The 14,022-nt window shown below is 60.9% G+C and carries 11 protein-coding genes; 8 read left to right on the top strand and 3 right to left on the bottom strand.

The annotated features are described in order from the left end of the window. The first annotated feature begins 51 nt into the window (after window positions 1–51). Window positions 52–1,440, top strand: coding sequence for an L-serine ammonia-lyase (locus tag DOM27_RS15975; RefSeq protein WP_110657444.1), 1,389 nt, complete (start codon window positions 52–54; stop codon window positions 1,438–1,440). Window positions 1,441–1,552: 112 nt separating this feature from the next. Next, a complete protein-coding gene (locus DOM27_RS15980) occupies window positions 1,553–2,287 on the top strand; it encodes a Crp/Fnr family transcriptional regulator (protein ID WP_110657446.1) in 735 nt (244 codons plus the stop codon). Here DOM27_RS15980 and DOM27_RS15985 read toward each other — a convergent pair. Continuing rightward, complete coding sequence (locus tag DOM27_RS15985) at window positions 2,277–3,194, bottom strand: LysR family transcriptional regulator (protein WP_110657448.1); 918 nt, start codon at window positions 3,192–3,194, stop codon at window positions 2,277–2,279. The two genes, DOM27_RS15980 and DOM27_RS15985, sit on opposite strands and share 11 nt — an antisense overlap. Before the next feature lie 196 nt (window positions 3,195–3,390). Between DOM27_RS15985 and DOM27_RS15990 the strand changes: the two genes are divergently transcribed. The 3 genes from DOM27_RS15990 (at window position 3,391) to DOM27_RS16000 (ending at window position 6,814) form a co-directional block, all read left to right on the top strand. Beyond that, window positions 3,391–4,500 carry an S-(hydroxymethyl)glutathione dehydrogenase/class III alcohol dehydrogenase gene (locus DOM27_RS15990; protein ID WP_110657450.1) on the top strand — a complete coding sequence of 370 codons (1,110 nt, stop codon included), beginning with the start codon at window positions 3,391–3,393 and terminating at the stop codon, window positions 4,498–4,500. 219 nt (window positions 4,501–4,719) lie between these two features. Next, window positions 4,720–5,577, top strand: coding sequence for an S-formylglutathione hydrolase (gene fghA, locus DOM27_RS15995; RefSeq protein ID WP_110657452.1), 858 nt, complete (start codon window positions 4,720–4,722; stop codon window positions 5,575–5,577). A gap of 295 nt (window positions 5,578–5,872) precedes the next feature. Then, window positions 5,873–6,814, top strand: coding sequence for an ABC transporter substrate-binding protein (locus tag DOM27_RS16000; protein WP_110657454.1), 942 nt, complete (start codon window positions 5,873–5,875; stop codon window positions 6,812–6,814). Window positions 6,815–6,860: 46 nt separating this feature from the next. Here DOM27_RS16000 and DOM27_RS16005 read toward each other — a convergent pair whose 3' ends face one another. Next, window positions 6,861–7,685, bottom strand: coding sequence for an alpha/beta hydrolase fold domain-containing protein (locus DOM27_RS16005; protein WP_110657456.1), 825 nt, complete (start codon window positions 7,683–7,685; stop codon window positions 6,861–6,863). Window positions 7,686–7,810: 125 nt separating this feature from the next. On the opposite strand from DOM27_RS16005, the gene mtgA reads away from it, so the two are divergent. Beyond that, window positions 7,811–8,518 carry a monofunctional biosynthetic peptidoglycan transglycosylase gene (gene mtgA / locus DOM27_RS16010; protein ID WP_110657458.1) on the top strand — a complete coding sequence of 236 codons (708 nt, stop codon included), beginning with the start codon at window positions 7,811–7,813 and terminating at the stop codon, window positions 8,516–8,518. A gap of 14 nt (window positions 8,519–8,532) precedes the next feature. Here mtgA and DOM27_RS16015 read toward each other — a convergent pair whose 3' ends face one another. Then, window positions 8,533–9,228: a GntR family transcriptional regulator gene (locus tag DOM27_RS16015; RefSeq protein ID WP_110657460.1), complete on the bottom strand. Its 696-nt coding sequence runs from the start codon at window positions 9,226–9,228 to the stop codon at window positions 8,533–8,535. Window positions 9,229–9,505: 277 nt separating this feature from the next. Here DOM27_RS16015 and DOM27_RS16020 point away from each other — a divergent pair, with 277 nt between their 5' ends. Next, a complete protein-coding gene (locus DOM27_RS16020; protein WP_110657462.1) occupies window positions 9,506–10,762 on the top strand; it encodes a pyridoxal-phosphate-dependent aminotransferase family protein in 1,257 nt (418 codons plus the stop codon). A gap of 63 nt (window positions 10,763–10,825) precedes the next feature. Next, entirely contained in the window at window positions 10,826–13,798 is a 2,973-nt protein-coding gene (locus tag DOM27_RS16025) for an FAD-binding and (Fe-S)-binding domain-containing protein (RefSeq protein ID WP_245392760.1), read from the top strand. Window positions 13,799–14,022: the final 224 nt, after the last annotated feature.

Here is a 14,022-nt window from a genome sequence, read left to right on the forward strand (position 1 = left end):
TGTTCCGAGAGCGACGATTCATGGCGTGGGACCGACATCAGAGGTGGCCGTATGACTTTCAGTGTTTTCGATCTGTTCAAGATCGGTATCGGGCCTTCCAGCTCGCATACGGTCGGGCCGATGCAGGCGGCTCATGACTTCGTAGGAACGCTGCGTCAGCGCGAACTGCTGACGGCCGTCACGCGAGTCTCGGTCACCCTTTACGGGTCGTTGTCTGCCACGGGCCGTGGACACAATACGGACAGCGCCGTGTTGGGAGGTCTCATGGGAGAGCGCCCGCTCAGCGTCGACCCGGACGATCTGGCGCTCAGGCTGAGCGCGTTGTCGCGTGACGGTGATCTCAAGCTCGCGGGGGTTCACAGTGTCGCGTTCGATGCGACACGGGATATCGAGTGGTGCGACGAGATTCTCGACTATCACACCAATGCGTTGAAGCTGAGCGCCCAGGACTCGCACGGGATCGTTTACGCCAATACTTACTATTCGATCGGCGGTGGTTTCGTCGTCGATGCCGAGCAGGCCGATCAAGCGTCCCGCAGCGATGCGCTAACTCCCGCGGTAACGCTGCCTTATCCGTTCAAAAATGCCGTTGAGCTGCTGAATATCTGCCGTCGCGAGGGGCTCTCCATCAGCGATGTGATGCTGGCCAACGAGCGGGTCTGGCGCAGCGAATCGGACATTCGCGATGGCCTGTGGCGAATCTGGTTGGCGATGAAGGCATGCGTCGACAGTGGCCTGGACCAGCAGGGCGTCCTGCCGGGAGGCCTCAATGTGAGGCGTCGAGCGCCCGCGCTACATCGTCGCCTGATCGCGCTGGAAGGCGAAAAGAGTCTGATCGCGAGCACCTTCTCGGCGATGGACTGGGTCAATCTGTTCGCGCTGGCCGTCAACGAAGAGAACGCCGCCGGGCGTCGTATGGTTACCGCGCCGACTAACGGGGCGGCAGGGATTGTGCCGGCAGTATTGCACTACTACATGAAGTTTCAGCCGGGCGCTTGTGAAAAGGACGTGGTGCGATTTCTGCTGACCGCCGGCGCGATCGGTATTCTTTGCAAGACCAATGCGTCGATATCCGGCGCCGAGGTCGGTTGCCAGGGCGAGGTCGGCTCGGCTTGTGCCATGGCTGCCGCCGGCCTGGCGGAGCTGATGGGCGGGACGCCGGCTCAGGTCGAAAATGCTGCCGAAATCGGGCTAGAACACAATCTGGGGCTGACCTGCGATCCCATTGCCGGGCTGGTTCAGGTGCCCTGTATCGAACGCAATGCCATCGCTTCGGTCAAGGCGATCAATGCGGCACAGATGGCGCTTTGCGGCGACGGCGAGCATTTCGTCTCTCTCGACAAGGTCATTCGAACCATGCGCGACACCGGGCGTGACATGCAGGATAAATACAAGGAAACCTCTCGAGGCGGGTTGGCCGTCAATACGATCGAGTGCTGAGCGCCGTAAACCCTTAACCACGATAACGACAATCATGGCCGGCTGTGTCAGTATCGATTTTCTTGATGAAAGTGTGATGCGGTCGCTAAAAGTACGGATAAGGGCAGGGATAATGAGCCAAGGCAGTTGCATTGTCTGTCATTTCAAACACTACGGTGAGTTGTCCAAGAATGATGAGGCCCTGTTGGCCGATCTCGAGCAAAGTCCGACTGCGGTCGAGACGGATCAGATCCTGTGGCAGGAAGGTGATCCCGCACGGGAGTTCTGTACCCTCAGCAAAGGTTGGGCCTACTCCTTTCGCCATATGGAAGATGGTTCCAGGCAGATTCTGGAAATCTATCTACCTGGCGACATCATCGGTCTCAGAGAATTCGCCTTCAAGGAACGTCTTACCGGCGTTGCCATGCTGGAAGATGGCGTTGTCTGCCACTTCCCACATCGGCGGTTGATCAACGTTTTTCGCGAATCGTTGACGCTGTCGACGATCTTTTTCGCCATCTCGTCTCATCAGCAGGCATTGCTGACCGAACGCCTGGTCAATCTGGCGCGGCGCAGCGCGCGTCAACGTCTGGCCCATCTGATTTACGAGATGTATGTACGGCTGGATCGCACCAAGGCGCGCCAAGGTAACAGCATCCGTCTGCCGCTATCCCAGCAGCATCTGGGCGATGCGCTGGGGCTGTCGTCTGTTCATGTCAGCCGCACGCTGACCGCGTTCCGCGAGGAGGGGTTGTTGCTTCGTTCGCGTCAACGCGTCGAATTGCCTGATCCCGAGGCGCTGGCTCGCGAAGCGGAGTTCGGCGATGCCTATCTCAACGACGGTATCGATCACTTCTTCAATCACTGATGCTGTGCTGTTCCGTGTTTCTCGCCGGGGTGATCATCCCCGGCAAGTGTGACGACAGAAAATCGACCAGCAGACGGATTTTGGAAGAGAGCTGGCGGTGACGCGGATAAACCGCCCACACTGCGGTGTCAGTGAACTGGTAACGATCGAGTACGGCTATCAGGTCGCCCTGACCCATGGATGTCTCGACGTAATAGTCCGGCAGCTGAGCCAGCCCGATCCCCTTGCAGGCGGCATCCAGCAGTGCCAGCCCAGAATTTCCCCGCCAATTGCCTGACACTCGAACCTCTCGCCGTTGCCCGTCGACGCGAAACAGCCAGCTGTTTCGTGAGCCGATCAGACAATTGTGATGGGCAAGCTCGGACAGAGTGTGCGGCGTCGGCAGTCGCTGAAAGTAGTCGGGGGAGCCCACCACGTACTCGCGGCGTTGACACAGACGCCGGGCCAGCAAGCTCGAATCCTTGAGCACGCCCATTCGAATCGCGATATCGAACCCTTCGTCGATCAGCTCGACCGTGCGGTTGGTGAAGTGCAGACGCACGTCGAGTTGCGGGTAGCGGCAGTGAAATTCGTTGACCAGCGGGGCGATGTAGCGCTCGCCAAAGGTTGTCGCACAGCTGATGGCAAGTCGCCCCTGGGGTTGGGACTGTAGCTCGTTGAGCGCGGCCTCCGCCTCTCCGAAACCATCGAGCAGCGACCGGCAATGTTCATAATAGATGGCGCCGCCGTCGGTCAGGCGAATCTGGCGCGTCGTTCGATAAAGCAACGGCGTTCCCAGCGTCTGTTCCAGCTGACTGACCAGCCGGCTGACGTGGGAGTTGGACACCTTCAGCGACTGAGCCGCGCGCGAAAAAGTACCCAGACGCACCACGGCAACGAACGCTTCTATGCCCTCCCAGCGATTCATGGCGATTCCTTGAGCATGATGGATCGGGCACTGATGATCCGTATTATTGTCGCACAGCAACAATCATGTGTTGAATGCCGGGTTTATTGCCTGTTTGCGAACGCCTAGACTGGATGACATTCGGTCGTCATGTCACCCATCGAACGACTCGCGACCTCAAGAGTCCAAGACTTCAAGCTCAAGTGGAGAACAGTTGATGAAATCTCGTGCCGCAGTCGCCTGGGAAGCGGGCAAGCCGCTTTCGCTGGAAGAGATCGATGTCGAGGGCCCCAAGGCTGGCGAAGTCATGGTGCGCATCGTCGCCACCAGTGTCTGTCATACCGATGCCTATACGCTGTCCGGCAGGGATCCTGAAGGTCTGTTTCCTTCGGTGCTGGGCCATGAAGGCGCGGGTATCGTCGAGGAAGTGGGTAAGGGCGTCACCGGCCTGAAACCCGGCGATCACGTCATTCCGCTTTACACCGCCGAATGCGGAAAGTGCAAGTTTTGCCTGTCTGGCAAAACCAATCTATGTGGCGCGGTTCGCGCGACCCAGGGCAAGGGCTTGATGCCGGATGGCACCACTCGCTTTTCCAAGAACGGTACCTCGCTGCATCACTACATGGGCACTTCGACCTTCTCCGAATATACCGTGCTGCCGGAAGTCTCGTTGGCCAAGGTCTCGACGGAAGCGCCGCTGGACAAGATCTGCCTGCTCGGCTGTGGTGTGACCACGGGTATTGGTGCCGTTCTCAACACCGCCAAGGTGGAGCCGGGGGCCACTGTCGCCGTGTTCGGCCTGGGCGCGATCGGCCTGGCCGTGATTCAGGGCGCGCAGATGGCCAAGGCGTCGCGGATCATCGCCATCGATGTGAACCCGGACAAGTTCGAACTGGCGCGTCAGTTCGGTGCCACCGAGTTCGTCAATCCGAAGGATTACAGCGATCCGATCCAGCAGGTGATCGTCGACCTGACCGATGGTGGTGTGGACTACTCGTTCGAGTGCATCGGTAACGTCAACGTGATGCGTTCGGCGCTGGAGTGCTGCCATAAAGGATGGGGCGAGTCGATCATCATCGGCGTTGCCGGGGCCGGTGAAGAGATCTCCACGCGTCCGTTCCAACTGGTGACCGGGCGGGTCTGGAAGGGCTCCGCCTTCGGTGGCGTCAAGGGCCGCACCGAACTGCCGGGCTACGTTCAGCGCTACATGGATGGCGAGATCAAGATCGACGAGTTCGTGACCCACGACATGCCGTTCGATCAGATCAATGAAGCCTTCGAGCTGCTGCATGCGGGCAAGAGCATCCGGACGGTGCTGCACTTTTAATACGCGCCCGAAGCCGTGCGAAGAGCATTTGATAACACGTGCCCGAAGCTGCGCGAATGGCTCTTGACCGCGTCCGAAGCCGCGCGACGAGCATTTGATTATCGTGCCTCAATTTATAGGCGCCCGAAGCCGCGCGAAAAGCCACGACCCACGCCAGCTCTGGGCGCTGTTGAGTGAAGCTCCGTTTTCGGGGGCGCATAAAGAGTCAAGGAGACAACCATGTCGATGAGCGAACAGCTGGAACTGGTCTCGGCCACCAAGAGTTTCGGTGGTTGGGTCAAGCGCTACCAGCATTACTCCCGGGCGTTGGATTGCGACATGGTTTTCGCGATCTATCTGCCGCCCCAGGCCGAAGAGGGTCGAGTGCCGCTGATGTGGTGGCTGTCGGGCCTGACCTGCAACGACGAGAACTTCATGCAGAAGGCGGGCGCACAGAAGACGGCGGCCGAGCTGGGTGTTGCTATCGTCTGCCCGGACACCAGCCCGCGAGGCCTGGATCTGCCCGGCGAGCACGACAGCTACGACTTCGGCTCTGGTGCCGGTTTTTACCTCAACGCCAAGCGCGAGCCTTGGTCGAAGCATTATCGGATGTACGACTATGTCACCGAGGAGTTGCCCTCGGTGGTGCGGTTGCACTTCCCGGTCAACGGCCGCGAGTCGATCAGCGGCCACTCCATGGGAGGCCACGGCGCACTAGTGCTGGCCCTGCGCCAGCCGGGCCGTTATTCGGCGGTCTCGGCGTTCGCGCCGATCGTCAACCCGACCCAGGTTCCCTGGGGGCAGAAGGCGTTCGAGAACTATCTGGGTGACGATGTCGGCCTGCGTACGCAGTACGATGCCTGTGAACTGGTCGCCAAGGGGTCGTCGCGCCAGCCGCTGTTCATCGATCAGGGCGAAGCGGACAACTTCCTGGAAGAACAGCTCAAGCCGGAGCGGTTGGAAGCGGTATGTGAAGAACACGATCACCCGTTGACCCTGCGCCGTCACCCCGGCTATGACCATAGCTATTTCTTCGTCGCCAGCTTCATCGACGAGCATCTGCGCTATCACGCCGATAGGCTGTACGCCAAGCGCTGAGCGGTGCCAGTCGCGATATCGGTCGAGCCTTGGCCTGCGCTCGACTGGATGGCCAACTGGGACTGAATCGACCCGCCTGATGGATCTGTTAGGCGGGTCAATCGTATCCGCCATTTGAAATCGACGAGAACGATGGTCGGTACTGGCTCGCGACTCGTTCTAATCCTTCTATCGCCTGTCTATCGTCAATGGCGGATAATGCGCAGTTTTCGTCGCTTCAAGTCAAATCATTGCGTCCCAACTCGTCAGAGTAGAAGAGGAGTTCTATTCGATAACAAATCAAGGGAGACGCTTCATGGGTCATTCGAACGTAAAACGCCACATCCTTGCCGCGGCGTTGCCATTGACACTTCTCGCTGCCGGATCGGCGCAGGCGGATCTCGATACCGTCCGCTTTGGCGTGCCGCCATGGCCAGGCGTGACGGTGAAGTCGGAAGTGGCTTCGCAGATTCTAGAGGCCATGGGCTACCAGACTCAGCAGAACGAACTGGCGGTGGGCGTGATTCTCAACGGGGTGGCCAACGATGATCTGGACGTGTATCTGGGCGGTTGGTATCCGATCGAACAGGAGATGATCGATCCACTGGTTGCCGACGACAAGGTGGCCAAGGTCGCCAAGAACATCAGCAACGCCAACTCGGGGCTGGTCGTGCCCGAATACGTGCATGAGGCGGGTGTGGACAGCGTTGCCGACCTCGAGCGCTACAAGGATCGTTTCGATGGCGAGATCCAGGGTATCGAAGCCGGTACCGGCATCAATGACGCGATCCTCGCCGCGATCGACGAGGATGCAGCGGGGCTGGGCGACTGGCACCTGCGGGAAAGTTCGACTGCCGCCATGCTGGCCTATGCCGATCAGAAGATCAGCGACAAGCAGTGGGTGACGTTCGTGGGCTGGGAACCTCACTGGATGAACGTCAGCTACGATCTCTACTATCTCGAGGACTCCGACGACAGTGGCGTGGCGCAGATCGAGAGTACCGTGTGGACGGTGGTGCCGGCGGACCTGGAGGCAGAGGACGCCAATCTCTATCGCTTCCTGTCACAGTACCAGGTTGCTATCGAGGACCAGAACGATTGGGTCTACGAGTACAGCCATGAAGAGCGCTCCGCCGATGACGTCGCGCAGGAATGGATCCGCGATCACTACGATACCGTTGCCCAGTGGCTGGACGGCGTGACCACCAAGGACGGTGAGCCGGCAATCGACGCCGTCAAGGCGCAGCTGGATAGCTGAAGACAGATCGTCTGGGAATAAGGTAGATCGAACGCGTTGGCCCGATCTATGGGTCGCCGTCAAGCCGCCGCTCGACCGCCTTGCAGAAGTCCTGCCAGGCGATTTGCATTGCCGGCAGCTCCGCGTGACCGTGAAGTGAGGCATGCACCATATCGGGCGCGCAACGATAGCCTACCGCGGCCCCTGCCCGACGCCAGGATTCGATAACCTGTTCCAGGGGACGAGTCAGCGGATCGCGCTCTGCGGACAGCGCCTCGATGTTCAGGGTCGGGGGCTGAGCGGCCGGCACGTCGGGTACCTGCGGTGCGGCCATCGTCCACAGCGACAGAATATCTGCGCGCGATAGCAGCGGGGCATCCTCGCCCAGGTTATCGAGCGTCGGCGTTCCCACTACGGGATAGATCAAGCCGAGCAGTCCCTTCCATTCACTGGTGTGGGCGACATCGATCGCCAGCCGTCCTCCGGCGCTGTCACCCACTACCGCAGAGGGGGCGAGCACATCGACCACGGCACGGCAATCGTCCAGCGCCTCGGCATAGCTCACTTCGGGTAGCCGTCGGTAATCGACGCTGATCACTTCACGCTGCAATCGTTCCGCCAGGTTCGCGGTGATACCGTGGTGGCTGTCGACCGAGCCCAGGTTCCAGCCGCCTCCGTGCAGGTAGACCACGCTGCCTGCGATGGATCGAGCGGGGTGGAAGCGGCGCACATTGATACCGGCCAGGCATTCGTCGACGACCTGCATGCCGAACGGATCGGCGATCCGTCGCCGCGCATGCAGCGTCTCGTACGCCCGGCGGCGCGCCGGCAATGATTGATCGCCTCCGTCGTCGCTCGGGTTGAATTCGCGTATGAAGTCCTGGATATGCATGGGTCTTCCTGATCGATAGGTCATGTCGATGATTTTCCGTAGCGAAGAGGATCGGCGAATTGAGCCCATGTCGACAAGCCCTTGTTATACTAGGCTCCCATTCATTCGACCATGAGCTCTCGTCCATGCCTTCCGGTTGGCCGCGCACGTTCCTTCGCTACTTGCTGATCGCCATGGGCGCCTTCGTCGGCCTGTCGGTACTCTTCGTGCTGATTTTTCGCTTCGTGCCGGTATTTGGCTCGATGGTGATGGTCGAGCGCAAGGTCAGCTCATGGTTCCACGGCGATAATCTGGCCATCGAACAGCAATGGGAGCCTTGGTCCAGACTCTCCGACAACGCCAAGGTCGCGGTGATGGCGGGGGAGGACCAACGCTTTCCGGATCATTGGGGCTTCGATGTGGCGCAGATCAAGCGCTCGCTCACCAAGTGGTCCGACGGAGGCGACTTGCGCGGGGCAAGCACGCTGAGCCAACAGACGGCGCGCAATCTGTTCCTGTGGACGGGGCGCAGCTGGATTCGCAAGGGTCTGGAAGCATGGTTCACGTTGCTGCTCGAAGCCCTGTGGCCCAAACAGCGCATTCTCGAGGTCTATCTCAATATCGCCGAATGGGACACCGGCGTGTTCGGACTGGAGGCCGCGGCGCAGCATTATTTCGGTACGTCTGCGGCCAATCTCAGTATCTCGCAAGCCAGTCGGCTCGCCGCGATTCTGCCCAACCCGCGAGGCTGGAGCGCTTCCCAGCCTTCCGCGCACGTTCAGCAGCGTGCGACCTGGATTCAACGCCAGATGCGTCAACTCGGTGGTGCCGACTTCCTGCAACGGCTCGAGTGATCGCGTCACGCCGTTCATTCCTCCTGCCGTGCGGCCAGTACCGCATCGCGCTTCTCCAGCAGATGGCGTTCCATCAGCGCGCCAAGCTCTGGCCCATTGCGGGCTTCCAGCGCGTTCAACATGTCGCGGTGTTCTTCCACGGCCTTTCGCCACTTGCCTTCCGATCGATTGGAGGAGAGTCGCAGCGGATGTAGACGCCGATTGAGCGATAGATAGGTCTGACGCAAGGCCTCGTTGCGCGCGGCGCGATTGATCAGGTCGTGAATGCGTTGGTTGGCGCGGTAATAAGCCGGAAGGTCCTGGCGCTGCCAATGGCTCAGCATCGTCTCGTGGGTGTCGCGAACATCGGCCAGCTCATCCTCGGTCATGCGCTGACACGCCAGTTCCCCAGAAAAACGTTCCAGCGCGCTCATCAACTCGAAAGTGTCGCTTATCTCCTGGTGCGTCATTCGAGTCACGGTGGCCCCGTAGTTGGGGGAGATCGTGACCAGTTTTTCGGCGGCCAGCACGCGCAGCGCCTCCCGCAGGGGCGTGCGTGAGACTTCCAGCCGATCGGCCAGTTCGCGCTCGTTGATGCGCTCACCGGGCTTGAGTTCGCCCTCCGTGATCAGAACATGGAGACGCTCCACGATCCTGTCGTGCAGGGCGGCGCGCTGAATGCGAAGGGGGCGCTCGGTATTGTCGATCGCCGCATCATCGGTGATTTGCATGCATTGCACCTTATTCTGGCTGCTGTTTTTTCTATCGCAGGATCTCGAGGCTGGCTACGCCCCATTTGCCAACAGGATAGCTCAGGAGAGGCCTCCAGAACTCTTTCAAGAGTCTCATGTTCGTTGTCTTGCGACTTATGTCGTGGTTTGTCGGCGGTCAATTATTCGGCATATTGCGTAATGAATGCAAAAAACCACATGAGTGCCAAAACGACGTGAGGCGGTCCTTTGCGTTACTTCTGGCTTCACTTCTGGCTTCACCTCTGGAGATGCCGTCATGTTGAACCTCGACCAACATCCTTCCGGCCGACATTTTCTGCAGATTCCTGGACCGTCACCGGTGCCGGATCGCATTTTACGGGCCATGAGTCTACCCACCATCGATCATCGCGGCCCGGAGTTCGGCGAGCTGGGCCTGAAAGTCCTCGAGGGTATCCAGAAGATTTTCAAGACCGAACATCCAGTTATCGTCTATCCCGCTTCGGGGACGGGGGCATGGGAGGCGGCACTTTCCAACACTTTGAGCCCCGGTGATTCGGTGTTGATGTTCGAGACCGGGCATTTCGCCACGCTATGGAAGCAGATGGCGCTGCGTCTCAAGATCGAGCCGGAATTCCTGGCGCTGCCGGCGTCGCAGAACTGGCGATACGGGGTGCAGCCGAAGCTGATCGAAGAACGCCTGCGTGAAGATCGCGAGCATCGGATCAAGGCGGTATGCGTGGTCCACAACGAAACGTCCACCGGCGTCACCAGCGATATCGCCGCCGTGCGGCGGGCCATCGATGCTGCCGATCACCCGGCGCTGCTGCTGGTCGACACCATCTCGGGACTGGCGAGTGCCGACTATCGTCACGACGAGTGGGGCGTCGACGTGACCGTTTCCGGCTCGCAGAAAGGGCTGATGCTGCCGCCCGGGATCAGTTTCAACGCGCTGTCGCCCAAGGCCATCGAGGCAAGCCGACGCTCGACGATGCCCAAGAGCTTCTGGGCCTGGGACGAAATTCTCGCGACCAACGCCAACGGTTACTGGCCCTACACGCCGAACACCAACTTGCTTTACGGTCTCAACGAGGCGCTGGACATGTTGCTGGAAGAGGGGTTGGACCAGGTGTTTGCCCGCCACGAGCGTTGGGGGGAAGGTGTGCGACGGGCGGTCAACGCCTGGGGGCTGGAGATCCAGTGCCAGGAGCCTGCGCTCTATTCACCGGTGCTGACGGGCGTGGTAACGCCTGAAGGCATCGATGCCGACGAGGTACGCCGCACTATCTATGACCGCTTCGATCTGTCGCTGGGGACAGGGCTCGGCAAGGCCAAGGGCCGGATGTTCCGCATCGGGCATCTCGGCGACTGCAATGACCTGACGTTGATCGCCACGCTCGGCGGCTGTGAAGCGGGTCTCAAGCTCTGCGGGGTCGAGCTGTTCGGCAGTGGTCTGGAGGCCGCTCTGGATTTCTTTGCCGACAATCCGGCTCCGGGTACGCCGGCGGCTCGCAAATTGGCAAATCGCCAACACGCCGACATGGTCCGTGGCTAACAGGAGATCGCCATGAGCGTGATGCCGAAAAGCCCGGTCGCGAGACGGCCCAGACAATCCGCCATGAGCGAATTCGAGAGTCGGCTGCGTGGTGAGATCAAGGGCGAGGTGGCGTTCGATGCCGGATCGAGAGGGCGTTATGCCACCGACGCCTCGATCTATCAGATCATGCCGCTGGGTGTCGTGGTGCCGAGAGACCAGCAGGACCTGACCATCGCCTTGGATATTGCGCGGGATCTCGGTGCGCCGGTGCTGCCGCGAGGCGGTGGTACCAGCCAGTGCGGGCAGACGGTCAACGAGGCATTGGTGATCGACACCAGCCGCTGGTTGACCGGCATCGGCGATCTCGATCTCGAGGCGCGCACCGTTACGGTCGAGCCCGGCGTGGTGCTCGACCATCTCAACGCCTGGCTCAAGCCTCACGGGCTCTGGTTTCCGGTCGATGTCTCCACCTCGGCGCAGTGCACGCTCGGTGGCATGGCCGGCAACAACTCCTGCGGCTCGCGTTCGATCCGCTACGGCAACATGGTTCATAACGTGCTGGGTCTCGAGGCAACGCTGGCGGACGGTCGATCGGCAAGTTTCGGCTTTTTCGACGAGATGGCACCCGGTTCCACGCCGGCGGCGCTTGCGGAGGCCGTGTCGGCCATTATCCAGCGCGAGGCGTTGGCGATTCGCGAGCACTACCCGCAAGTGCTGCGCCGGGTCGGCGGTTACAATCTGGACCTTTTCGATTGCCGCAATCCGATTCCCTATGACGCCGAAGGGCGTGCAAATCTCGCCCACCTGCTGATCGGCTCGGAGGGCACGCTGGCCTTCACCCGCCGGCTCACGCTGAAGCTCTCGCCGTTGCCGATCCATAAAGTGCTCGGTGTGGTCAATTTCCCGACCTTCTATCAAGCGATGGACCTGGCCCAGCATATCGTCGAGCTGGGGCCCGCCGCGGTGGAACTGGTCGATCGCACCATGATCGAGCTGGCACTGGAAAACCCGGCATTCCGACCGACGGTGGAAAAGTCGCTGATCGGCCGCCCGGACGCGTTGCTGCTGGTGGAATTCGCCGGTGAAGATAGGAATTCGCAACGCCGACAACTGAAAGCGCTCGAGACGTTGATGGCTGATCTGGGGCTGCCGGGCAGCGTCGTCGGGCTGGAGTCCGGGGCCGAGCAGTCGGCGCTGTGGAACGTGCGCAAGGCCGGGCTCAACATCATGATGAGCATGAAGGGCGACGGCAAACCGGTCTCGTTCATCGAGGACTGCGCCGTGCCGCTGGAACACTTGGCCGAGTACACCGAGCAGTTGACCGAGGTCTTTCATCGCCACGGCACCGAGGGCACCTGGTACGCCCATGCCAGTGTCGGCACGCTGCACGTGCGCCCGATTCTCGACATGCGCCGCGGCGGTGCCGCCAAGATGCGCGCCATCGCCGAGGAGGCGTCCGCCCTGGTCCGCCGCTACAAAGGGGCCTACTCGGGAGAGCACGGCGATGGCATCTGCCGTGGCGAATGGGTCGCTTGGCAGTTCGGCGCCGAACTCAACGCCGCCTTTGGCGAGATCAAGCGGCTGTTCGATCCGGACAATCGCTTCAATCCCAACAAGATCGTCGATACGCCAAAAATGGACGACGCCCGGCTATTCCGCTTCCCCAGCGACCATCAGATCATTCCGGTGGCGACCGAGCTCGACTGGTCGGCCTGGAACGTGACCCGCGACCCGCTGAGTGGCGATCTGGGCCAACCCGGTAGCGGTGGCGACCCGGCCCACGGGCTCGCCAAGGCAGTGGAGATGTGCAACAACAACGGCCACTGTCGCAAGTTCGACGCGGGCACCATGTGTCCCAGCTATCGGATCAGCCGCGACGAGCGTCACCTGACTCGGGGGCGCGCCAATACGCTGCGGCTGGTGCTGTCGGGCAAGATCGGGGATCACGGCCTGGCCAGCGACGAAGTCGCCGAGACGCTGGACCTCTGCGTCTCCTGCAAAGGCTGCAAACGTGACTGTCCGACCGGCGTCGATATGGCCAAGTTCAAGATCGAGGCACGTGCGGCGCGTGTGAAGAAGCACGGTCTCGGCTGGCGCGAAAAACTGGTGTCGGAGCTGCCGCGCTACGCGCCCCGAATGCGTCATGTGTGCAAGCTTGCCGCGCGTCTCGAAGGTGTCTCGTGGCTGGGCGGACGCGCCAAGCGCTGGCTGGGTTTTGCCGAGGCACGTTCGTTGCCGGTCTTCAGCGGCGACTATCTACGAAACACACGGGGCGAGACGGGGACCCGACCATCGGATCCAGCGCTGTTTCCCGCCGGCGAAGTGCTGCTGTTCGTCGACACCTTCAACAATTACTTCGAGGCCGATAACGCCAATGCCGCACGACGTGTGCTGGAGGCCGCCGGTTATCGGGTCCATTTCAACGTGCGCGAGGGCGAACGACCGCTTTGCTGCGGCAGAACCTATCTCGCTGCCGGGCGCGTCGATCGGGCCCGACAGGAAGCGCGCCGCACACTGGAAGCGCTGATGCCGTTCGTGACCCGCGGCGTCAAGATCGTCGGGCTCGAACCCTCGTGTCTGCTCACGTTGCGCGACGAGTTTCTGCACTACGATTTTGGTGACGAGGCTATACGGTTGGCGGAAGCCGCCATGCTGTTCGAGGAGTTCCTGGTGGCGGAAAGGCAGGCCGGGCGACTGAACCTGGCACTCAAGCCGCTGACGGTTTCTCGAGCCAAGGTCCACGGCCACTGTCATCAGAAAGCCTTCGATGCCTTCACCCCCGTGATGAGCGTACTGAACTGGATCCCCGAGCTCGATGTCGAGGCGATCGTTTCGTCCTGCTGCGGGATGGCCGGGAGTTTCGGTTACGAAGCGGAGCATATCGAAGCGTCTCTGCAGATGGCCGAGTTGTCTCTGCTGCCGGCGGTCCGCACTGCCGGCGAGGACGCCTGGATCGTGGCCGACGGCACCAGTTGCCGACATCAGATCCTCGACGGGGCCGGACGGGAAGCATTGCACGTGGCGAAAGTCCTGGAGGCCGCGCTCGTCTCGTAGGTCTTCAACTTTTCAGCTGCAAGGCGCTGTGCAGGTCCGATGGTAGTTTTTGCCGGTAAAAGAGGGGATTAACACTTCCCGAGGCCTGACGAAAAATTTCGCCAGGCCTTTTTTGTTGGTAGCAACCCACTGTCCTGGAATGGAATTTCGCCGAGGTGCTGACTAACCTTTGAATTGTGACCACCCAACCGTGCGTTGTCGCGACGGCTGGCCATCCGCGTCAT

Source organism: Salinicola halimionae (assembly GCF_003206065.1).
Taxonomy (GTDB): Bacteria; Pseudomonadota; Gammaproteobacteria; order Pseudomonadales; family Halomonadaceae; genus Salinicola; species Salinicola halimionae.